At 71.4% G+C, this 21,088-nt stretch carries 24 protein-coding genes and 1 pseudogene; 8 read left to right on the top strand and 17 right to left on the bottom strand.

Annotated features, from left to right (window positions below):
- Window positions 1–17: 17 nt before the first annotated feature.
- The 5 genes from ACK8N7_RS21920 to ACK8N7_RS21900 all read right to left on the bottom strand — a co-directional run bounded on the left by ACK8N7_RS21920 (window position 18) and on the right by ACK8N7_RS21900 (window position 4,245).
- Window positions 18–1,469 carry a S1 family serine peptidase gene (locus ACK8N7_RS21920; protein WP_500443819.1) on the bottom strand — a complete coding sequence of 484 codons (1,452 nt, stop codon included), beginning with the start codon at window positions 1,467–1,469 and terminating at the stop codon, window positions 18–20.
- Entirely contained in the window at window positions 1,459–1,809 is a 351-nt protein-coding gene (locus ACK8N7_RS21915; RefSeq protein WP_403212560.1) for a CU044_2847 family protein, read from the bottom strand. Before ACK8N7_RS21915 ends, ACK8N7_RS21920 begins: the two co-directional genes overlap by 11 nt.
- A gap of 147 nt (window positions 1,810–1,956) precedes the next feature.
- On the bottom strand, window positions 1,957–2,535 hold the full coding sequence (locus tag ACK8N7_RS21910) for a 3'-5' exonuclease (RefSeq protein WP_500443818.1): 579 nt from the start codon (window positions 2,533–2,535) through the stop codon (window positions 1,957–1,959).
- 57 nt (window positions 2,536–2,592) lie between these two features.
- Window positions 2,593–2,973, bottom strand: coding sequence for a hypothetical protein (locus tag ACK8N7_RS21905; RefSeq protein ID WP_403212564.1), 381 nt, complete (start codon window positions 2,971–2,973; stop codon window positions 2,593–2,595).
- Window positions 2,974–3,135: 162 nt separating this feature from the next.
- Window positions 3,136–4,245, bottom strand: a complete 1,110-nt coding sequence (locus ACK8N7_RS21900) for an ArsR/SmtB family transcription factor (protein ID WP_500443816.1) — start codon at window positions 4,243–4,245, stop codon at window positions 3,136–3,138.
- 216 nt (window positions 4,246–4,461) lie between these two features.
- Here ACK8N7_RS21900 and ACK8N7_RS21895 point away from each other — a divergent pair, with 216 nt between their 5' ends.
- The 3 genes from ACK8N7_RS21895 (at window position 4,462) to ACK8N7_RS21885 (ending at window position 6,763) form a co-directional block, all read left to right on the top strand.
- Window positions 4,462–4,992 (top strand): YbaK/EbsC family protein, encoded by a 531-nt coding sequence (locus ACK8N7_RS21895; RefSeq protein WP_403212568.1) that lies wholly within the window; start codon window positions 4,462–4,464, stop codon window positions 4,990–4,992.
- Window positions 4,989–5,840, top strand: coding sequence for an EamA family transporter (locus ACK8N7_RS21890; RefSeq protein ID WP_500443814.1), 852 nt, complete (start codon window positions 4,989–4,991; stop codon window positions 5,838–5,840). Before ACK8N7_RS21895 ends, ACK8N7_RS21890 begins: the two co-directional genes overlap by 4 nt.
- A 158-nt stretch (window positions 5,841–5,998) precedes the next feature.
- Window positions 5,999–6,763 carry a hypothetical protein gene (locus tag ACK8N7_RS21885; RefSeq protein ID WP_403212572.1) on the top strand — a complete coding sequence of 255 codons (765 nt, stop codon included), beginning with the start codon at window positions 5,999–6,001 and terminating at the stop codon, window positions 6,761–6,763.
- A 45-nt stretch (window positions 6,764–6,808) separates the two neighbouring features.
- On the opposite strand, the gene ACK8N7_RS21880 is transcribed toward ACK8N7_RS21885, so the two are convergent.
- Window positions 6,809–7,024, bottom strand: a complete 216-nt coding sequence (locus tag ACK8N7_RS21880) for a DUF397 domain-containing protein (protein WP_403212574.1) — start codon at window positions 7,022–7,024, stop codon at window positions 6,809–6,811.
- A complete protein-coding gene (locus tag ACK8N7_RS21875) occupies window positions 7,024–7,902 on the bottom strand; it encodes a helix-turn-helix domain-containing protein (RefSeq protein ID WP_500443811.1) in 879 nt (292 codons plus the stop codon). The genes ACK8N7_RS21880 and ACK8N7_RS21875 overlap by 1 nt, the downstream gene beginning before the upstream one ends.
- Before the next feature lie 166 nt (window positions 7,903–8,068).
- Here ACK8N7_RS21875 and ACK8N7_RS21870 point away from each other — a divergent pair.
- Together ACK8N7_RS21870 and ACK8N7_RS21865 are read left to right on the top strand one after the other, a co-directional pair.
- Window positions 8,069–8,504, top strand: a pseudogene (locus ACK8N7_RS21870) (ATP-binding protein).
- Window positions 8,505–8,831: 327 nt separating this feature from the next.
- Entirely contained in the window at window positions 8,832–9,890 is a 1,059-nt protein-coding gene (locus ACK8N7_RS21865) for a hypothetical protein (RefSeq protein ID WP_500443810.1), read from the top strand.
- Between the two features lie 8 nt (window positions 9,891–9,898).
- Here the strand turns inward: ACK8N7_RS21865 and ACK8N7_RS21860 are convergent, their stop codons facing one another.
- A complete protein-coding gene (locus ACK8N7_RS21860) occupies window positions 9,899–10,417 on the bottom strand; it encodes a proline dehydrogenase (protein ID WP_500443808.1) in 519 nt (172 codons plus the stop codon).
- A 38-nt stretch (window positions 10,418–10,455) separates the two neighbouring features.
- On the opposite strand from ACK8N7_RS21860, the gene ACK8N7_RS21855 reads away from it, so the two are divergent.
- The gene (locus tag ACK8N7_RS21855; protein ID WP_500443806.1) at window positions 10,456–10,920 is read left to right on the top strand and encodes a GNAT family N-acetyltransferase; all 465 of its coding nucleotides are present in this window, start codon (window positions 10,456–10,458) and stop codon (window positions 10,918–10,920) included.
- 6 nt (window positions 10,921–10,926) lie between these two features.
- Window positions 10,927–11,580, top strand: a complete 654-nt coding sequence (locus tag ACK8N7_RS21850) for a hypothetical protein (protein ID WP_500443804.1) — start codon at window positions 10,927–10,929, stop codon at window positions 11,578–11,580.
- Here the strand turns inward: ACK8N7_RS21850 and ACK8N7_RS21845 are convergent.
- The 7 genes from ACK8N7_RS21845 to ACK8N7_RS21815 all read right to left on the bottom strand — a co-directional run bounded on the left by ACK8N7_RS21845 (window position 11,513) and on the right by ACK8N7_RS21815 (window position 17,177).
- A complete protein-coding gene (locus ACK8N7_RS21845) occupies window positions 11,513–11,866 on the bottom strand; it encodes a hypothetical protein (protein ID WP_403212588.1) in 354 nt (117 codons plus the stop codon). The two genes, ACK8N7_RS21850 and ACK8N7_RS21845, sit on opposite strands and share 68 nt — an antisense overlap.
- 41 nt (window positions 11,867–11,907) lie before the next feature.
- Window positions 11,908–12,378 carry a GNAT family N-acetyltransferase gene (locus tag ACK8N7_RS21840; RefSeq protein WP_403212590.1) on the bottom strand — a complete coding sequence of 157 codons (471 nt, stop codon included), beginning with the start codon at window positions 12,376–12,378 and terminating at the stop codon, window positions 11,908–11,910.
- 41 nt (window positions 12,379–12,419) lie between these two features.
- Window positions 12,420–13,208, bottom strand: coding sequence for an SDR family NAD(P)-dependent oxidoreductase (locus ACK8N7_RS21835; protein ID WP_403212592.1), 789 nt, complete (start codon window positions 13,206–13,208; stop codon window positions 12,420–12,422).
- Window positions 13,205–14,371 carry a serine hydrolase domain-containing protein gene (locus ACK8N7_RS21830; protein WP_500445814.1) on the bottom strand — a complete coding sequence of 389 codons (1,167 nt, stop codon included), beginning with the start codon at window positions 14,369–14,371 and terminating at the stop codon, window positions 13,205–13,207. Before ACK8N7_RS21830 ends, ACK8N7_RS21835 begins: the two co-directional genes overlap by 4 nt.
- Window positions 14,372–14,529: 158 nt before the next feature.
- Window positions 14,530–15,333: an energy-coupling factor ABC transporter ATP-binding protein gene (locus ACK8N7_RS21825; RefSeq protein WP_403212594.1), complete on the bottom strand. Its 804-nt coding sequence runs from the start codon at window positions 15,331–15,333 to the stop codon at window positions 14,530–14,532.
- Window positions 15,321–16,082: a cobalt ECF transporter T component CbiQ gene (gene cbiQ / locus ACK8N7_RS21820; protein ID WP_403212596.1), complete on the bottom strand. Its 762-nt coding sequence runs from the start codon at window positions 16,080–16,082 to the stop codon at window positions 15,321–15,323. Before cbiQ ends, ACK8N7_RS21825 begins: the two co-directional genes overlap by 13 nt.
- A 36-nt stretch (window positions 16,083–16,118) precedes the next feature.
- Entirely contained in the window at window positions 16,119–17,177 is a 1,059-nt protein-coding gene (locus tag ACK8N7_RS21815) for an energy-coupling factor ABC transporter permease (protein ID WP_500443801.1), read from the bottom strand.
- A gap of 250 nt (window positions 17,178–17,427) precedes the next feature.
- On the opposite strand from ACK8N7_RS21815, the gene ACK8N7_RS21810 reads away from it, so the two are divergent.
- Window positions 17,428–17,850: an SsgA family sporulation/cell division regulator gene (locus ACK8N7_RS21810; protein WP_403212601.1), complete on the top strand. Its 423-nt coding sequence runs from the start codon at window positions 17,428–17,430 to the stop codon at window positions 17,848–17,850.
- Between the two features lie 213 nt (window positions 17,851–18,063).
- On the opposite strand, the gene ACK8N7_RS21805 is transcribed toward ACK8N7_RS21810, so the two are convergent.
- Entirely contained in the window at window positions 18,064–20,286 is a 2,223-nt protein-coding gene (locus tag ACK8N7_RS21805; protein ID WP_500443799.1) for an MMPL family transporter, read from the bottom strand.
- A gap of 151 nt (window positions 20,287–20,437) precedes the next feature.
- Window positions 20,438–21,010, bottom strand: coding sequence for a TetR/AcrR family transcriptional regulator (locus ACK8N7_RS21800; protein ID WP_403212605.1), 573 nt, complete (start codon window positions 21,008–21,010; stop codon window positions 20,438–20,440).
- Window positions 21,011–21,088: the final 78 nt, after the last annotated feature.

The following is a 21,088-nucleotide window of genomic DNA, read 5'->3' as shown; positions in this document are numbered from 1 at the left end:
CCTGCGCAGCACGCCGCTCACCACGTGACGGTCCGGGACACCGCGGGTCTGACGCCCCGCCGGGAGAGTTTCCGGTCGCCCCGCCCGAGCGCGACACAACTGTGCACGTAGTAACGGTCGTTCATCATGTTCGTCTCCGAGTGGCGGACCCCGTCGTCCCAGTACGCGTAGCCGCTGCCGCGTCCGACGAAGCGGAACGGGATGATGTCGCGCAGCAACGTCCGGCTGAACTCGTCGGCAGGCCCGGCGGCGTGGTGGAGCCGGCGCCACTGGAGGGACAGGTAGACGCCCATCGTCGGGCTCGCCGCCCGGACGGTCTCTCCCGCGTCCAGGTGCCGGTTGTGCAGTCCGGGGAGCGCCGCCAGCGCCCCTGCCGTGGCACGGAGGCGGGGCCCGCGGATCTCGGTCCGCGGGGCCAGGACGCCCGGCAGCGCGGGGGTGACCGAGTCGTTGACCACGGTGAGGCCCCACGCCCTGCGGGGGACGTCGGCCCCCGTCGCGCCCGGTTCGGCGTCCTGGAGCGCAACGACTCCGGCGGGCAGGTCGAAGGACATCCTGCGGGCCACCCCGACTCCGCCGAAGCCGGGGCCGGGACCGGACGCCTTGTACCGCAGCAGGAGGTTGCTCCACTCGCCCAGGGTGAGCGTCGGCGTCAGCACCACGGTGGGCTGCCAGCCGTACGCGTACATCGCCTCCAGCGTCTCGGCCAACTGGCCCGCCGCTTCGGTGAAACGGTCGAACGGAGGCAGGGCGGCCCCCGCCGGAAGACGGCCGTCCACGTCCGCGGCGGCCGTCAGCAGCCGGTACTCCTGGTGGGCCATGGCGAAGGCCGTTCCCGGTCTGCCGCCCTGCGGGTTCTGGCGGACCACGACGTCGGCCAGCCCCACGGCGGCCAGGGCGTCCTCGACGGGGACGGCGTACAGGACGTTGCTCGCGACGCGCCCGCCCGCCTCACGCCGGTCCAGGACTTCGGGCTGCTGCTCGATCAGGATGCCGACCACGGCGTCGCCCCTGCCGGGGACCATCACACCGCTGCCGGAGTACCCGCCGAACCCCTTCAGTTCCTCGTCGACCCGCAGTTGGTGGACGCGGGCGGTGTTCCCGTAGGAGTCGGTGAAGTCGGTACGGCCCACCGCGCTGATTCCGCCGGAGAGGTGGGCGCCCGCCGCCTGGTTGGGCACGGGCACCGACCACCGCTCCCCCAGGGTCGCGGTGGACAGAACCGCGCCAGGTCCGCAGTCCTCGCCGAGGGTCAGCAGGGCGATGTCGTGGCCGGCGGCCTCCCGGACGGCCGTCACCGCCAGCTCCCGTCCGCCGGAGCGGAACCGGATGCGGTCGGGCGGCGCGCCCTTGACCACGTGCAGGGCCGTGAGCACCGACCGGGGTTCGACCAGTACGGCGCCGCCCGTGCTCGCGGGCTGTCTCTCCCGCGTGACGACGACGCGCCCGAGGGGGCTGTCAGGAGCCATCGGCGGCCGGTTCCGCGCGCTGGAAGGTGAGGGTCACCTCGAAGGTGCAGCCGGCTGTCGCCTTCGAGACGATCACCCCGGCCTCGGCCGTCAAGGTGATGCCGAACGTGGCGCTCAGCTCACTCAGCCGCCACTTCTCGTCCGGTGGAAGGGCGTCGGCTCCCGCGAGGACGGACTGTCCGCCGACGCGCATGGCCGCCCGGATGTCGTCCAGCCTGCTCGCGAGCGCTTCGGGTAGCGCCGCGCCGGCACTGATCTGTCGGTTGCCGTCCAAGGAAGCCACTTGGACCAGCACGTCGAACTCGTCACCGGTGCCCTGCTCATGGCCGGCATCGCTCATGACCCACCCCCTGAGTCGCGGGCCCGGGCCGTCTCCCCCTGGCCGGTTCCCGTCCTTGCGAGAGTAGGCCGGACAGGACCACGCGAGGGGTCCGATCACCCAGCCGGTTATCAATCTGTCACTTTACGCAACTGAATGATCACGCTGCTACGGTTCGGTCTCCCAGTCCCCCCGCCCCGCCACGTCCAGCACCAGGGCGGCGATGTTCCACGCGTCGTCGTCGCCCCGGTGATGACGACCCTCCAGCGGCAGACCTGCCAGCTCCAGCGCCTGGGCCATGCCGGGGCGGCGGCGGAGCCCGTACGAAGTGGTGAAGACGGCCTTCGCGTTGGTGTGGCGGTGGCCGAACGGGTACTCCGTGTCCGTCCGCCGGCACTGGAGCGTGAACTGCTTGCGGTCGTAGTCGCCCCAACTGGCCCACGGCAGCAGGCCCGTACGGTGTTCGGCGGCCAGCACCCGGCACGCCTCGGCGAAGGTCAGGCCGCCGTCCACCTCCGCCTGCGTCAGGCCGGTCAGCTCCGTGCAGAACGGGCTGACCTCGGAGCGGGCCGGGCGCACCAGCAGGCGGTGCTTCGCCACCCGCTCCCCCGCGCGCAGGTCGACGACGGTGAGGCCGATCTCGATGATCTCGTGCACCTGGCCGGGCGGTGGCTGCCCCTCCCAGCAGGTCGCTTCGACATCGACCACGTTCAGCAACTGCTCGCCCATGCCCAAGTCCGCGTCCATGGGGCGAGGGTAGGAGCACCCCCGCCCCCGGTCACCCGAGTTACAGCCGTGGGACGGCTAGGGCGCGAGCTTGATCGAGTTGATCGGGGTCAGGTTCACGTCCCAGTACGTCCACGTGGGCATCTTCTCCCCGCAGCCCACCCCGTCGTACCCCGTGCACAGCTGCACGGTCGCCCCGCCGGTCTGGTTGTTGAACACCCGGTGGGTGCCGGTCTGGTTGTCGAGGTTGTAGACGCCGTACCGGAAGTACGTGGCCTCCGGCCGGTTGCCGTTCCAGGACGCGCCCGGGTAGATACAGACGTGCCCGGACCGGCATCCCGCGTAGGTGTCCTGGGCATCCCGGGTGTCGGACGCGCCGGCCTGCGCCCCCGCTCCCGTCGCCAGCACGGCCCCCGCCGTGAACATGAGCGTCACTGCCGCTCGTACGAAACTGCGCATTTCGTTCCTCCCTGCCCCGGGCCCCTGGACCCGGCGCTCCCCTGTGGGACGGGTGATTCCGGTCGGTCCGGGCGGCCGCCCTGCGGCGTTCCCTCCCGCAGGCCGGCCGCCCGGATGGCAGAAGCGTGGCAGTGGACCGGCCGGTCGCGCCGCACCCTTTCATCAGGGTGAAACCGTCGCGGGCCGGGGCATCGGCAGCGGTTCCTCCGCCGGGCCGGTCCCGGCCGTCTCCAGCAGTCGCCGCCCGAGCGGCGTGGGGTGGTGGAGCACGCACCGGCCCTCCTTGCGGCAGGCGGCGAGGCCCGCCTCGCGCAGGATCGCCAGTTGCTGGCAGGTGTTGGGCAGCGAGCAGCCCACCGCGAGGGCCAGTTCGGATGTCGTGGCACAGCCGCGCAGAGCGACCTCGTACAGGAGCGCGGCGCGCGTCGGCCCCAGCAGCCGGGCGAGCGAGGCGTCCGAGGCGGCTGTGGGCGGCTGGACCGGCTTCTCGACCGGGTAGACCAGCACCGGCAGCAGCGCCCCGTCGAAGAGCGTGATGGGTTTGCGCCAGCAGAAGTACGACGGCACCAGGAGCAGGCCGCGCCCGGCCAGGTGGAGATCCCGCTCGACCGGGTACGTCACCTCAAGTACGGGCGGGCTCCACCGGGCCATGGGCCGGAAGGTCTCCAGCAGCGCCCGGATCCCGCCGGCCGCGAGTTCGCGCGAGCGCCAGGCGACGTCCGAGGCCACCGCCGCGTCGATCCAGGGCCGGTACGGGGCGACGAACGCCGCGTCGTACGCCGTGAGCAGGCCCCCGAGCGCCCGGAGCGCCGCCGCGTCGCCCCGCGCGAGCTGCTCCGCTGCGAAGGGCCGCACCGGTGCGCCCGCCCCCGACCCGGGCCCCGTGAGCAGCCGGGTCCGCGCCTCCGACTCCGTGAGCAGCGTGAACTCCCGGCGGAGCCGGCTCCGGGGCGTCGACAGCACCCGGTCCACGCCCTGCCGCAGGTCGGCGTTGCCGCCGTCCACGGCCGGCGTCAGGAAGTCGGGGATGTACGGGCCGCACGGCATAAGGCTGCGCAGCGCGAGCGCGACCGCACGGTCCGCCCCGCCCCCACCTCCCCCTCCGCCGCCTCGCAGCAGGGGTGTCACCGCGCGCCGCCACGGCCCGAACGCGATCCGGCCTTCGTCGGTCTGGAGCCGGCAGACGCTGCACACGATCTCCCAGAGCGGGTCCGGGCCCCGGGCGATGCGGACGTACTCCAGGTCTCTGGCGGTGAAGTGGATGCGCAACATTATTTCCCCCTTGTCGCACTTTCCTGTACATATCGCCCCATCACTGTCGCGCGAAGGGAGGAAACCGCGATCAGCACTCGCCACTTCCGGCCAGGGACCGTCCCCGGATTGGCCGGATGACCTGGCGAAAGGGCGCGGGGGCGCACGGGAAGGGTCGCGGGACCACCCCCCGGAACCCCCTCGCATGCACCATGCACCGACCGCTAGCGTGCAGCCATGAGCACTAGCGACACCCCCGAGACCTCCGAGCCGTCCTCGGCCACCGCCCCCGTCTCCCATGCCCACCCCCGGTTCGCCGAGGCGCTGGCCGAGCTGGGCCTCCAGGTCGAGGTGCGCCGCTTCCCCGACGCGACCCGTACGGCGGCCGAGGCCGCGGCGGCGGTCGGCTGTGCGCTGAGCGAGATCGTCAAGTCCCTGGTCTTCACGGCGGACGGCGTCCCGGTGCTGGTCCTGATGGACGGCGCCTCGCGGGTGGATGTCGAGCTGGTACGGCGTGAGCTGGGCGCGCAGAAGGTGGCGCGGGCGAACGCGGACCTGGTCCGGGAGACGACCGGGTACGCCATCGGGGGCGTACCGCCCTTCGGCCACGCGACCCGGACCCGGGTACTGGCGGACCGGCGCCTGCTGGACCACGCCGTGGTGTGGGCGGCGGCGGGTACTCCGCACACGGTGTTCCCGCTCGACCCGAAGACGTTGATCGCCCACGCGGGCGCGACGGTTGCGGATGTGCGCGAGCTTCCGAAGTGACCCCGCTGGTCGCCCTCGCGGTCCTCATCGCCGCGATAACGCACGCCAGCTGGAACGCCATCGCCCACGCCATCAAGGACCAGCTGCTCTCCTTCACGCTGATCTCCGGCGGCGGCCTGCTGATCGGTGCCGTACTGGCCCTCTTCGCCCCGCTCCCGGCGGCCGGGGCCTGGCCCTACCTGCTGGTCTCGGCCGCACTGCACGTGGCGTACATGATGCTGCTGATGCGGTCGTTCACCCTCGGCGACTTCGGCCAGATGTACCCGATCGCCCGGGGCACGGCCCCGCTGGTGGTGACGATCCTGGCGGCGGTCTTCGTCGGCGAACGCCCGGACGCGTGGGCGACGGCGGGCGTCGCGGTCGCCTCCGCCGGACTGGTCGGGCTGGCGCTCTGGGGCATCCGGGGCTCCGGCAAACGCCCGCACTGGCCCGCGATCGTGGCGGCCCTGGGCACGGGCCTGGCCATCGCCGGGTACACGACGGTGGACGGCGTCGGGGTCCGGGCCTCCGGCACACCGCTGGGTTACGTGGCGTGGCTGATGATCCTGGAGGGCCTGGCGATCCCGGCGTACGCGTACTACCGCCGCCGCGCGGAACTGGCCGCCCAGCTGCGCCCGTTCGCGGTACGGGGCCTGCTCGGCGCGGCCCTCTCGGTGGTCGCGTACGGCCTGGTCCTCTGGGCCCAGACCAAGGCCCCGCTCGCCCCGATCGCGGCGCTGCGGGAGTCGTCGATCATCGTGGGCGCGGCGATCGGCACGCTGTTCTTCAAGGAGCGCTTCGGGGCACCGAGGATCGCGGCGGCGGGGCTGATGGTGGTGGGCATCGGGCTGATGCTGCACACGAGTTGAACACTGCGGCGCACTGGCTGGTCCGCCTCACGGGAGGCGGGGCGGCTCGATGCCTCATCGTGATGTGCCGGTCCACAACCTCGGGTGGCCCTCGGCTGTCTGTAAGGCGCTGGAGGGATGAGCCTCCGGCGCCTTTCCGCAGGGAGATCGGGGATCAGGTGGGGAAGCAGGTCTGGAGAGCCGTCGTGGCCGGTGGTGCGGCGGCGGTGTTCACGGCCGTGGCCGCGGTGCCGGCCGGGGCGGCCGAGGGTGGGGCCTCGTTCAGCCGTGTCCAGGTGAACAGCGGCAAACCGATCGTGATCGGGACGTCGAAGGAGGTCGCGATACCGGCCTCCTTCCGGGTGGTGACCACGCGCACCTGGAAGTGGGGTCCCCTGGTGTACCTCTACCGCAACGGTGCGGATGACGCACTGCGGCACGACATCGGGACGAACGACTGCCCCCAGCGGGTCGGCTCCTGCGACATCCAGGAAACGCTGTACTTCGACCCGAGCTTGTGGATGATGCGCAACAGTGAGGCCGGGGTCTGGAAGGTCGCGGGCGAGGTGTACTTCAAGGACGGAAGCAAAGACGTCGACGCCACGGGGCTGACGGTCCACGTCAAGCGCAACTCCCGCCTGACCGTCAACGCCTCGCCCGAACCGGTGGCCAGGGGCAAGACCCTCACCGTGACCGGGAAAGTGACGCGGGCCAACTGGGAGACCAGGAAGTACGCCTTGTACGGAGGCCGGCATGTGGCCCTGCAGTTCAAGCCTTCCGGTGCCGCCTCCTACACCACGGTGAAGAAGGTGTACGCGAACGGCTCCGGCACCCTCAAGACGACCGTCAAGGCGTCGAAGACGGGCACGTGGCGTTGGGCGTACTACGGCAATACGACCACCGGTGCGTCGACGTCGCCGGGGGATCACGTCGTGGTGAAGTGATGCCTGCCGTGCCGGCCTGATGCGGCACCGGAGTTGAGGCCGGAATCAGCGGCTTTCGTCCCCGCCCGCGTACGGGACGAAAGCCGCCCAGGCGGCGGCCGAGAGGTCGAGACGGGGGCCTTGGGCGTTCTTGGAGTCGCGGACGTGGACGACGCTCGGGGCGGTCGCCACCTCGACGCAGTCATTGGGGTTGCTGCTGTCGCTGTAGCTGCTCTTGAACCACCACAGTTCGGAGGTGTCCCCGGCGGGCAGCTTGCGCATCATGTCTCTCCTAGTGCTCGCTCGATGAAGCCCGTCGACTCCCGAGGGGTGAGAGCCTGGGCCCGGATCATGCCACACCGCAGATCAAGGATTCGGACCTGCTTCGGATCCGAGACCGGCCGCCCGCCGAACGCCCCGTCCGAACGTCCCACTGAGGTTCCGTCCTTGAACTTCAGCACCTGGATCTCCCCGTCGATTCCCGCGTGCTCCTCGCGATCCATCGGCATCACCTGAACCGTCACATTCCGCAATTCGTTCACCGTCAGCAGGTGTTCGAGTTGGCGGCGTAATACCATCTTGCCTCCGAGCGGGCGGCGTAGCACCACCTCTTCCAGGACGAATCCGAGCGTCGGACCGGGCTTCCGTTCGAGGATGGCTTGTCGAGCCAGACGCCCGGCCACCGCCCGTTCGATCTCCTCCTGCGGGTAAACGGGCTGGCGCATCGCGAACAATGCGCGTGCGTACTCGGCCGTTTGCAGCAGACCGTGCACACTGCCGTTGCTGTAGGCCATCAACTCCACTGCTGCGGCCTCCAGCTTGGCCAGCTCCCGGATCTTCTTCGGGTACCGCACCTCCGCGATGTCCGCCTTCATCGCCGCGAGCTTCCCGCCTGCCCCCAGCACCCCGTCCGCGCCGTCCATGAACTCCGGGCGGGGGATGCGCCGGCCGCCCTCCACCTTGTAGATGAGGTCCTCCCCGTACCCCATCGCCGCGCCGAACTCAGCCGCCCGCATGTCCGCCGCCTCGCGCCACGCCTTGATCTGGCGGCCCACGGCGGCAACCACCGCTGCGCCCGACTCATCGTCCGGGTCGACCTCCCAGCCGGGCTCGTCCACCCCACCGTCGCCAAACCCCGTACCGTCACCAACCACGCTCATGTGGGCCCCACTTCAAAGTCGTGCGTGCCGTTCATTCCTCAACCGCGTACATCCCCGGAGCGTCACCCCCGACAGCCAGGACAAGGCCGGACAAGCGTTGGACAGTGGCCGTACGCAAGCGCTCTGCCACTGGGAACGGTACGCAGACACCGCCACGCTGAGTGACATGAACCAAGACATCGTCTGCACCCAACCCCCTGCCACCGACCGGGCATTCACCGTCCTGCTCTCCCCCACCCGCCGGGGCGCCCGGCTAGCCCGGCTGCTCACCGTGGCCCATCTCGGCGCCTGGGGGCTCCCCTCGGAATCGGCGGCGCACATCGTCGCCGAACTCGCGGCGAACGCCCCGGTCCACGGCCGCGTACAGGGCCGGGACTTCCAACTCACCCTCGCCGTCAGCGGGCGGACGCTGCGGATCGAGGTCACCGACACCCGGGGCGACAGCGCCCCTCCCGGTCCGGGTGCCGTCAAAGCGCCCGAGGACGACTCCGAACACGGGCGCGGACTGCTCATCGTGGAGGCCCTGGCGGACCACTGGGGCATCGCCCCCCGGACCCGTACCGCGCAAGACCGTATGGGCAGAGATCGACCTCGTACGGTGACGGTCTCGCCACCGGGTCGTGCGCGGGTGCGACCCGGTACCCCCGCGAAGAGCGCCCACCGGATCGCGCTCCACCGCGACGTGGTGACCCGGGACATCAACTACTTAAAGAACCAGGAGAAATAACCCAACCAAACCCAGCCCGGCCTTCACCTGACACACCCCGGGGGCTCGTCACCCACACGGGTGAGATTTGCCAACTGAGCTGGATTTCGCACCGGTTGGCAGGCATATGCTCACGCCACCAGACCAGCACATACGTCGGCCCCCGGCCGGGACTGCAATCCCGATCGAGGGCCTGACCACCAAGGAAGAAAGCACCTTCCCGATGGATACCTCGCAGAATACTGCGCTCACGCGCGCCCTGACAGAGCTTCCCGGGCCTCTCCCGGCCCGTGGCGTGATCCACGTCGTCATCCGGCACACCGACCGCTTCACCGTCGTCGGCAACGACCTCGCCCAGCACCCCGGCCTGAGCACGACCGCCGTGGGCTTCGCCGTACGCATCCAGTCCCTGCCCCAGGGCACCGAGGTCGGTATCAAGGCACTCGCCGCCCGCTTCCCCGAAGGCGAGAAGCTCATCGCCGCCGCCCTGCGGGAGCTGGAGACCCACGGCTACCTGCAACGGGCCCGCACGCGGCTGCCGAACGGCCGGATCGTGACCCGTACGGTGTTCTGCAACCAGCCGGCGGCGCTGCTACGGCCCCGAGCTGCGGCGTCCCCGTGCCAACTGCCGCCCACCGCCCGGCCGATCGACACACCCGTTCCGGTGCCGGAGCCGATGCCGCAACCGGAGCCGACCGTCGAGCCTGAGGCATCACCCGAGCCAGTCCCGACACCAGGCCCGCCCACGCCCCAGGCCACCGCGCCGGGAGCGGCCACCCAGCCGCAGGATCACGCCCCCGCCACCGCCCCACCCTTCGTACGCCTCGTGCCGCCCCCGACCGCACCCAAACCTCCTCGGCCGCCCCTCCCCCGGCCCCGCGAGCTCACCCCCGAACTGGAGCGCATCTCCACCGCACTCCTCAGCGACCTACGCCACCACGCGCCCCGATTCACCCTCTCCGAGGAACACGTCCGGGAGCTCGTCCCCGGAGTCGCGGCCTGGCTCGAACGCGACGCCCACCCCGACACCATCCGCCACACCCTCACCACCAACGCACCGGAGCCCGTGAACTACCCCTACCAATTCGTCAAACACCGCCTCACCGTCCTCCTCCCACCACCCCTCCCCGGCGCCCACGACCTCACGCCACCACCGGCCCGCCGCAACCCCGTCACCCCCTTCCAGACCTGCGACGGCTGCGAACGCGCCTTCCGTGCCCCCACCCCAGGCCACTGCCGCGACTGCCGAACCGAGGACGAGCACCGGGCCACCGCCGCTTGAGCGGGACCTCAGGTGGCCTTGCCGAGAGTGCTGCGGGCCGCGAGGCGGAAGTCCTTGACCGCTTGGTAGAGGGTTCGCTCCCGTTCGGCGGCAAGGGCCATGTCCTCGGCCTTGCCGGTGATGTCCCCCGCGCGGGCGTTCTCGGCCATCCGCCGCATGACGTGGGAGAGATCGCTGGAGGCACCGGCAATGCATTCTGCGGCGCCCGCGACGGATTCCGGCCCTTCGAGGATGACGATCTCGCAGGCACGGTGGACCTCACGGGGCAGGGTGACGAAGCGGCCGGTCTTCTCGTCGAGGCCGGGCAGATCGGGCCGGTCCGAGCGCAGCGCGTCGAGGACGGCGTCCATGGCCATATCGCGGTCGTGCAGAGCGCTGAGGTACCGGGCGTAGGCGTCGCGGCGGTGCTGGCGGCTCCATTGGGCGTGCTGGGACCGCGCCTGGGAACGGACGTTGACGATCGCGGCCCCGAGGGTGGCGGCGGAACCGACGGCGGCGCTCAGCAGTGCGGCGAGTCCTGAGTCCATGGGCCCAGTCTGCCGCGCCCCGACTACGCTCCCACCCCATGACCACCACGCACACCGAAGACGGATACAGGGACAGGGACAGGGACAGCAACGGGTACGAGATCGACACCGACCCCGGCCGCCTCGACATCGGCCTCGTGCACCACTGGCTCTCCACGGACGCCTTCTGGGCGCTCGGCCGCAGCCGCGACACCGTCGAGCGGTCCATACGCGGGTCGCTCAACTTCGGTGTCTACGGCCCCGATGGGGCACAGGTCGCCTACGCCCGCGTCGTCACGGACCGGGCCACCTTCGCCTGGCTCTGCGATGTCTACGTGGCGCCCGCACACCGCGGCCGGGGGCTCGGGGGCCGACTGGCGACCGCCGTCCGCGACCACCTCGCCCCGTACGAGCTCAAGCGGACGATGCTCGCCACGCTGGACGCGCACGAGCTGTACGCGAAGGTCGGGTTCACCCCCGTACCGGATCCGGAACGGCTGATGATCCTGAGCCACGAGCAGTAGGCGCCCGTGCCCGGCAGAGGGATTCCACCGGCCCCCGACAGCCCGCACTACGCCCTCGCCGCCCTGCTCACACGGCAGTTGGGCGCGGAGACCGAGGCCGCGCGCTTGCTCGGCTACTGGCGCCCGCTCTCCGAGACGTCCGTCGCCCTCGGGGCCGTAAGGCTGGCGACCTCCACGGACGGTTCCGGGCCTCGCCCCCATGTGGACGCGGCCGCCGTCGAGGCTTACTGGCAGGACGTACGGCTGACGAGCCCGCCCACCGAGCGGGAGGCGCTGCTCGTGTACGGCCTGATCTACCAGGTGCACGACGACCACCGCCGCAACGAGGTCGAGCCGGAGCAGATCTGCCACCACGTCAGGCAGGCGGGGCTGGCCCCGGTCCTCCTGCGCACCGCGGCCCCGCTGACCCCGGCCGAGCTGCTGACCGTCCGCTACGCCCGGTCCCACGGCCACTCGGCCTGGCGGTACTGCCTGGTCCCGATGGGCGACGCCCAGCTCGTACGGGCGGTGCACACGGACCGGGCGGCCCCGGCCGAACACGTGGAGGCCGCGCTCACTCTGGCGGCCGGGTTGCCCGGCACACCGGAGGCGGTCATGTCCCAGCTCCGGGTCCGATCTCCCTCAGCAGTTCCCCCTCCTCGTCATAGAGCTCAAGACTGAACCGCAGGCCGAACCGAGTCAGCAGGGCCGCCAGATCTGCGAACCGTTGAGGATCGACGACCCCGTTCAGGAGGGTGTGGCCCTCGGTCGGGTCCACCTCGATGCGGCACCAACTGGTCTCGATCTCGTACGACTCCCAGGATGCCGACCTCGAACTCCAGCCGGCCGCGACGAACCGCGCGGCCACCAGCGAAGCGCTCGGGGCATCCGGCAGGCCACCGCACACGTTGTTGTTGATCTCGTACCAGGCGGGATCGAGCGGCTGCCCCTCATCGGATAGGTCCACAGCGGGATTATGGAGCACGCGCAGCCGGCCGGTGCGGAACGCTACCCCCACTCCGCCACCGCCTCCCCGTCCTCCTCGACCCCCGTCGGGCGGAAGCCGAGGGACGCGTACAGGTGTGCGGCGGCCTCGTTGGACGGGGCGTAGGAGAGGCGGACCGCCGTGCAGCCGGGGCGGGCGGACAGCCACATCGCCAGGGTGCGTACGGCGGCTCCACCGATGCCCCGGCCCTGATGGGCTGCGTCGATCAGCATGCCGCCGATCCAGTACGAACCGTCCTCGTCCCGCGCCCACATGATGTGGCCGGTCACCTCGTCGCCGGCCAGGACCGCCAGGGAGTTCCAGGTGTCCTCGCGGGCGGTCAGGACGAGGTAGCGGGCGGCCAGCGCCGGGACCCAGTCGCGCTGGTCGTCGCGCGGGGCGCAGTCGGCGACCGCCCGCCAGTTGTCCGCGTCGACCTCGTGGAGGGTGACGGGGCGGCCCGCCTTGTCGGTGTGTTCGTACGTGATGATCATGCGGGGAGGGTAGGGGCGGTCCGCAACGCCCTGCCAGGGAATTACTCCCCGGACGCCATCGCCTGCCGGAAGCCCGTGTTCACCGCGAGGATCCCGCCGTCCACCCGCAGCGTCGTCCCCGTGATCCACGACGCGTCGGAGGAGGCGAGGAAGGCGACGGCCGACGCGATGTCCTCGGGGGTGCCGACCCGGCCGAGTGGGTAGAGCGCTGCCGCGCGGTCCAACTCGGCGTCACGGCCCGACCAAGCCGCCGTACGAATCGTGCCGGGGGCCACCAGGTTGACCCGTACGCCGCGCGGGCCCGCGTGGCCCGCCAGCGTACGGGTCAGGCTGGTCAGGCCCGCCTTGGCTGCGCTGTACGCGTGGCCGCCGAAGTCCTGTTCGCCGTTGACCGAGCCGATGGTGACGATCGCGCCCCGGCCCGAGGCCACCAGGTGCGGCAGCGCGGCGCGGGCGCAGCGGAAGGGGCCGGAGAGGGTGATGTCCAGGTCGCGTTCCCAGATCTCGTCCGACTCGTCCTCGAAGAGCCTCTCGTCCTGGCCGGCCGCGTAGGCGTTGTTGACCAGGACGTCGAGTCGGCCGAAGGTCTCGACCGCGTACGCCACCGCCGCCTCCACCGCCGTCCGGTCCGCCACGTCGCAGGGCAGGGAGTCGGCCGTGCCGCCCGCCTCGCGTATCGCCGCCGCCGTGTCGGAGGCGCGCTTCGCGTCCAGGTCGGTGACGAGGACCGAGGCGCCTTCCGCCGCCAGGCGGTGGGCCGTTGCCGCGCCGATTCCCTGGCCGGCGGCGGTGATCAGGACGCTGTAACCATCAAAGCGGGCTCGTGTCATAGCGCCGACCGTACTGCCCTGACCAGCGCCTGGGCACGGGGGTCGGCGGTGACTCCCTTCTGGAGGCCGTTGGTGACATAGCCCAGCGCAATGCCCCATTCCGGGTCCGCGAAGCCGAGTGAGCCGCCCCGGCCCGGGTGGCCGAACGAGCCGGGGCCCAGCAGCGGCGCCGCCGGGCCGTGCAGCATGTAGCCCAGGCCGAAGCGGGTGTTGACGACCAGGACCCGGTCGGGGCCGGAGGACTCCTCGGTGCGGGCCAGGGTGAGGGTCGCGGGGGCGAAGAGGCGGCGGTGGCCGTCGACCGGGCCGATCATCGCGGCGTAGCAGTGGGCCAGGCCCCGGGCGGTCGCGATGCCGTTGGAGGCGGGGAGTTCCGCCGTACGGTAGGCGTCGTCGTTCTCGTCGGGGAACGGGTCGATCGCGCCGAACGCCCGCCGGGTGAGGGAGTCCGGGTCGCGGTAGGCCTCGACCACCGAGCGTTTGGGGCGTACGCGCAGGGCGCCGGAGGCCTCCGGCGGGGCCGGGGGCTCCACCGGGCCGATGCGGCCGATGCGGTGGGCCTCGTCGGCCGGGAGCCCGAACCAGAAGTCCAGGCCGAGCGGGCGCGCGATCTCCTCCGCGATCCAGCGGCCGATGGTGCGGCCGGTGGCACGGCGGACCAGTTCGCCGATGAGCCAGCTGTAGGTCTGGGCGTGGTAGCCGTGGTCCGTGCCCGGCTCCCACTCCGGGCGCTGCGCGGCGACGGCGGCGGGCCCGGAGACCCCGTCCGCGGCCTCGGCGGGGGTGAGGGTGCGGTCCAGGGCGGGGATCCCGGCGCGGTGGGCCAGGAGGTCGCGGACCAGGACGCGTTCCTTGCCGTTCGCCTTGAACTCCGGCCAGTACGTGGAGACCGGCGCGTCCAGGTCGACCTGCCCGCGCTGGTGGAGCAGGAGGGGGACGGCGGCGGCGATGCCCTTGCCCGCCGAGCGCACGATCTGGACGGTGTCGACGGCCCACGGTTCGGTCCCGTCCACGTCCCTCGTACCGGCCCACAGGTCGACGACCTTGCGCCCGTCCCGGTAGACGGCGACGGCCGCGCCGCGCTCGCCCCGCTGCTCGAAGTTGCGGACGAAGGCGTCCCGGACCGGTTCGAACCCGGGGGCCACCGTGCCCCGTACGTCCACGTCCACGTCCACGCCCGTTCCCGTACCCGCCGATGTGCCCGCGCCCGCGCTCCCACTCATCCCCCCATGGTGCACGGCCGGGTGGGGTGTGTGGTCGCCGGGGCGGCGGTCCCTTCAGGCTGTCACGATCTGTTTACGGCGATGGAACGCCGGCCCGTTCACGGCGAGGGAACGGTGACCGAACGCGGGTCGAAGCCGAACGGCAGCTCCAGCCGGTGCGACCGCATCAACTCCTCGTCGCAGAGGAGGTCCTGCGTACGTCCGTCGGCGGCGATCACCCCCTCGCTGAGGATCACCGCGCGCGGGCAGAGCTCCAGGGCGTACGGCAGGTCGTGGGTGACCATCAGCACGGTGACGTCCAAGGAGCGCAGGATGTCGGCCAGTTCGCGGCGGGAGGCCGGGTCCAGGTTGGAGGAGGGCTCGTCCAGGACGAGGATCTCCGGCTCCATCGCGAGGACGGTGGCCACGGCGACGCGGCGGCGCTGCCCGAAGGAGAGGTGGTGCGGCGGGCGGCCCACGTAATCCTCCATCCCGACCTGCTTCAGCGCGCGCAGGACGCGCTCCTCCAGCTCGGGGCCGCGCAGGCCCGCCGAGGCGGGGCCGAACGCGACGTCCTCGCGGACCGTGGGCATGAAGAGCTGGTCGTCCGGGTCCTGGAAGACGATGCCCACCCGGCGGCGGATCTCCGCGAGGTGCCGCTTGGCCACCGGGAGCCCGGCGACCCGGACCGTGCCGGAGCCCGCCTCCAGGATGCCGTTGAGGTGCAGGACGAGCGTGGTCTTGCCCGCGCCGTTGGGGCCGAGGACCGCGACGCGTTCGCCGCGCCCCACGGCCAGGTTCACCCCGAAGAGGGCCTGGTGGCCGTCGGGGTAGGCGTAGGCGAGGCCGCTGACTTCGAGCGACGGGGCGGGCCCGGCATCCTTCGGCCCGGCATCCTTCGGAGAGAGATTCACAGGGTCCATCCCAGCAGACAGACGGTGAGGGCGAGCAAGGGGAGGGCCGCCGCGTACGCCCACTGCGTGCGGGTGGCCGTCACCTCGTCGATCACCGGCATCGTGCCCGCGTAGCCGCGGCTGACCATGGCGAGGTGGACGCGCTCGCCGCGCTCGTAGGAACGGATGAACAGGGCCCCCATCGAGGTGGCCAGCACGCCCCACTGCCGTACGCCGCGCGCCTCGAACCCCCGGGAGCGGCGGGCGATCGACATCCGCCGCATCTCGTCGGTGATGACGTCCCCGTACCGGATCATGAACGAGGCGATCTGGACGAGCAGCGGGGGCAGCTTCAGCCGCTGGAGGCCGAGCAGCACGGCCCGCAGTTCGGTGGTGGAGGCCAGGAGCACCGAGGCGGCGACCCCGAGGGTGGCCTTGGCCAGCACGTTCCAGGCGCCCCAGAGGCCGGGGACGCTGACGGAGACGCCGAGCACGGTTGTCTGCTCGCCCGGCACCACGAACGGCATGAGCAGCGCGAACGCGACGAACGGCACCTCGATGACCAGCCGCTTCAGCAGGAAGCCGACGGGGATGCGGGCTGCGGCCGCGACGGCGGCGAGGAGGGCCGCGTACAGCCCGAAGGCCCACATCGCCTCGCGCGGGGTGGAGACGACCACGAGCACGAAGCAGAAGACGGCGGCCAGTTTGCAGTGCGGCGGCAGCCGGTGCACCGGCGAGTGACCGTGCCGGTAGAGCTTGTGCGCGTGGCCCGCTCCCATGTCGTCAGCCCGCTTCCCTGTCGGCCCGCTCCCCTGTCAGACGTTCTCGTGGTCGCGGGAGGCCTCGGTGGGCTCCTGGTTGCGGCGGCGGACCGCCCAGAAGATGCCGGTGCCCACGACGACCGTGCCGCTGACGCCGATCACCCCGGCGAGGCCGCCGGAGAGCCGGGCGTTCGCGATGTCGCCGACGCCGTAGTCGGCGAGCGGGGAGTCGGCGGCGCCGTGCTCCTCCACCTTCTCGTCGATGCCCTGGTCGGCGGCGACCCGTTCCAGGCCGTCGGGGTTGGCGGAGGCGTAGAAGGAGACGAACCCGGCCAGGAGGAAGGCCGAGACCAGGCCGGTGATCCAGAACCCGCGGGTGGACCGGTGGGCGGCGGCGGGCTCCGACTCGCGGGTGGCGGCCGGGGCGTCGACCAGTTCGCCGTCGACCCGGAGCTTGAGGGGGGCGGCCAGGCCCTGGACGCCGTGGACGAGGTCGGGGCGGACGGCGAGGACCGCGCCGACGGTCAGCGCGGTGATGACCGCCTCGCCGATGCCGATCAGGACGTGGACGCCGACCATGGCCGTGAAAACCTTGCCGATCGGGATGTCGGTGGTGCCGCCGATCCAGTAGAGCAGCGTGAACACGGCGGCCGACGCGGGCACGGAGACCAGAGCGGCGACGAACGCGGATGCGGTCGCGGACCGGCGGGTGCGCGGCAGGAGGCCGGTGAGAAGGCGGAACAGTCCGTACGCGACGACGACGGTGACCACGCCCATGACGGTGATGTTCACGCCGAGCGCGGTGAGGCCGCCGTCCGCGAAGAAGATGCCCTGCATCAGCAGCACCACCGACAGGCAGAGGACCGCGGTGTACGGCCCGACAAGGATCGCGGCCAGCGCCCCTCCCATCAGGTGGCCGCTGGTACCGGCGGCCACCGGGAAGTTCAGCATCTGTACGGCGAAGATGAAGGCGGCCACCAGACCGGCGAGCGGGGCGGTGCGCTCGTCCAGTTCGCGGCGCGCGCCGCGCAGGCTGACAGCGACCGCGCCGGCCGCGAACACGCCGGCGGCGACGGAGACAGGTGCATCGATGAAACCATCGGGTACATGCATGGAAAGGCTCCGCTTCCTGCGGTTCCGCACGGTGTCCGCGTCCGCGTGGACGCGGTTCTGCGGGCGGGGTCATGAACCCATCAATAATAGTGCTCTCCTGCGAACCATATGCAAGAGCAGGAGCCCAGCATCTGCCGCCGATATGCCCGCGGGCATGACCCGCTGTCACGTGAGCGCACGCTCACCGTGCCAGTTCTGTGAAATATGCGACATTAGAGGGCAGAGCGATACATATAGGAGGAGCCGGCCCATGTCCCCTGTGATCGAAGTACATGCTCGCGCCCGGCTCATCACCGATGGCCCTCTGACCCGCCCGGTCCCCGTCGACCTGCGCTACGACGCGGCCGACGATCCGCGCACCGTCCACATCACGCTGCCCGGCGGCACCGACTGGGCGTTCGGCCGCGACCTCCTGGAACGCGGTCTGCGCACCCCGATCGAGCGCGGAGCCGTCCGCGTCTGGCCCTGCGGCCGTACGCAGCTGATCGTGGAGCTGCACTCGACGGACGGCGTCGAGGTCTTCCAGTTCGAGATCAGGACGCTGATCCGCTTCCTCGCCCGCACCCGCGCACAGGCCCCGGCCACGGCCGCACCGCCGGACGGGGCCGCGGAGAAGCCCCCGTCCCGCACCACCCCCCGCACGGACCGGGGCGCGCAGCCCGCCCACGGCTGAAGGACGGCACCCGCATGCAGAGAAGGCCCCCGCGCTCATCGCACGGGGGCCTTCTCTGTGCCCCGGTCCCCCGTCCCCACAGGTAACCGGCGCTTCCGGGGCCGCGCTCCGCTCAGACACGGCCCCGGGGTTCATGGAGGACTCGAACGGCTCGACGGAGTCCTCGTACGGCCGGATCGGGCGGGTGGGCCCGTACGGCCGGCTCGGGCAGGGTCAGACGCGTACGAGCTCGCGCTCGCCGCCGTCACCGCCCTCGGGGGCCGACGGCTCCTCGGTCAGCCGCTTCTGCAGCTTCTCGCCCTCCACGTCCACGTTGGGCAGCGCCCGGTCGAGCCAGCGCGGCAGCCACCAGGCCTTCTTGCCCAGCAGGGCCAGGACGGCCGGCACGATCGCCATGCGCACCACGAACGCGTCGAAGAGGACGGCGATGGCGAGCGAGAAGCCGATCATCTTGATCATCTGCTCGCTGGAGCCGATGAAGCCCGCGAAGACGGCCATCATGATCACCGCCGCTGCCGTGACCACCCGTGCGCCGTGCTTGAAGCCGGTCACGATGGCCTGGCCGGGGCTCTCGCCGTGGACGTACGCCTCGCGCATCCGGGTGACGAGGAAGACCTCGTAGTCCATCGCGAGACCGAAGACCACACCGACCATGAAGATCGGCATCATGCTCATGATCGGACCGGTCTGCTCGACCCCGAAGAGCGAGCCGAGCCAGCCCCACTGGAAGACCGCGACGACCGCACCGAGGGCCGCGACCACCGAGAGCAGGAAGCCGAGGGCCGCCTTCAGCGGGACGAGGACCGAGCGGAAGACCAGCATCAGCAGCAGGAACGCGAGGCCGACGACGAGCGCCAGGTAGGGCAGCAGCGCGTCGTTCATCTTCTGCGAGAAGTCGATGTTCATCGCGGTGGCGCCGGTGACAAGGACCTCGCCCCCGGTGTCCGCCTTGATGTCCTTGCCCGCGTCACGGATGTCGTGGACGACCTCCTCCGTGGCGTGGGAGGACGGCCGGTCCTTCGGGATGACCGTGATCATCGCGGTGTCGCCGGCCTTGTTGAACGTGGCCGGGGTGACGGTGACGACACCGAGCCCTTCGATCTCCTCGCGGACCCGCTCGGCCGCGGCCTTCGGGTCGGAGCTGCCCTTGCCGTCCATGACGATCATCAGCGGACCGTTGAACCCGGGGCCGAAGCCCTCGGAGAGCGTGTCGTACGCCTGGCGCTGCGTGGTCGACTTCGGCTGGGCGCCGTCGTCGGGCAGGCCCATCTCCAGGGACGCGGCGGGTACGGCGATGATGCCGAGGCCGAGGACACCGACCAGCAGCACCCAGACCGGCCTTCGCAGCACGAACCGCGCCCAGCGGGTGCCCATGTTCGGCTTGGCCTCGGGACGGTTCTCCGCCTCGGCGGCCTTGCGCGCCTTGCGGCCCAAGACCCGCTTGCCCGCGAAGCCCAGCAGGGCCGGGACGAGGGTGAGGGCGATGACCACGGCGATCGCGACCGTACCGGCGGCGGCGAAGCCCATCTTGGTCAGCATCGGGATGTTGACGACGGCCAGGCCCACCAGGGCGATGACCACGGTCAGGCCCGCGAAGACGACAGCCGATCCGGCGGTGCCGACGGCCCGCCCGGCGGCCTCCTCGCGCTCCCGGCCCTCGGCCAGTTCGGCGCGGTAGCGGGAGACGATGAAGAGGGCGTAGTCGATGCCGACCGCGAGGCCGATCATCATGGCGAGCGTCGAGGTGGTGGAGCCGAGGTCCAGGACGTTGGCCAGCGCCGTGATCAGCGAGACCCCGATACCGACCCCGATAAGGGCGGTCAGCAGCGGCAGGCCGGCGGCGATCAGCGAGCCGAAGGTGATGACCAGGACGACGGCGGCGATGGCGACGCCGATGATCTCGGCGGCCCCGGTGTGCGGCATGACCTGGAGCGCGTCACCGCCGATCTCCACCTTCATGCCGTTGTTCTGCGCGTCCTTGCCCGCGTCCTTCAGTGCGTCGGTGGTCTTGTCGGTCAGCTCCATGGAGTTGACCTTGTAGGAGACCGAGACGTACGCCGTCGAACCGTCCTTGCTCACGGCCTGGACCTCGAACGGGTCGTCGACCTTGGCGATCTGGTCCGAGCCGGAGGCCAGCTCCTTGACGATGCCCTGGATCTCGCCCTTGTTGGCCGAGTCGGTGACCTTCTCGCCCTCGGGCGCCTTGAAGACGACCCGGGCGGTGGCCCCGTCGGCACTGGTGCCGGGGAAGCGCTGTTCCAGCAGGTCGAAGGCGCGCTGCGCCTCCGTACCGGGGATGGAGAAGGAACTGGAGGTGGCGGTGGACGCGGAGGCCGCGCCGAATCCGGCGAGCGCCAGCAGCGCCACCCAGACGAGGGCGACATAGCGGCGGCGCCGGAAGGCGAGCCGTCCGAGCTTGTAGAGGAAAGTGGCCACGGGGGCGTACTCCCGGTCAGGTCGTGTGAGTGGAATTGGGCGTGAGGAACCAGCCCGACGACGAGAGCGGCGTGTCAGGTGGAGCGTCGGGGAGAGGGCCGTGCGGGTTGGACGGGGGGACGTCAGGGTGGGGACGTCGGGGTGAAGGTCGTCAGACGCCGAGGGCGGGGAGAACCACGGAGTCCACGTAGTCGATGAGGAACGCCTGATCGACAGGACGGTCCTCGATCAGCTGCCGGGCGGCCAGCGCGCCGACCAGCATGTGCGGGATGTACTTCAGCGCCGGGTTGTCCGCGCGCAGTTCGCCCCGTGCCACCGCCCGCTGCAGCAGCTCGTCGAGACCGGTCATCTCCGGCTCGATCAGCAGCTCCCGCAACGCCTGGAGCAGCTCGGGGTACTCGTGGACGGCATGGCTCAGACCCCGCATCAGCGCGGCGTCCTTCTCCATCTGGCAGTCGTCGGTCCGGCTCAGTGCGGCGTGGAAGTCCCCACGCAGCGAACCGGTGTCGATGTCGGCGAGGCTCCCCGGCTTGTTGTGCCGCAGCGCCTTGGCGACCAGCTCGGGCTTGGAGCCCCACTGGCGGTAGAGAGTGGCCTTGCTGGACCGGGTGCGGGCGGCGATGGCGTCCATGGTCAGGGCGTCGTAGCCGACCTCGCGGAGCAGGTCGAGGACGGACTCGTAGAGCTCGCCCTCGCGCTCGGGGGTCAGCCTGGTGCGTGCCATGTGCCGACCTCCTTCGCGCTCGCTTCTACCTGCCGGTGTTCCGCTCAGCAGTCCCGTTCAGCAGTTCCGCTCAGCATC

Source organism: Streptomyces griseobrunneus, from assembly GCF_046713465.1.
GTDB lineage: Bacteria > Actinomycetota > Actinomycetes > Streptomycetales > Streptomycetaceae > Streptomyces > Streptomyces microflavus.
This window is presented reverse-complemented; position numbering and strand designations above follow the sequence as displayed.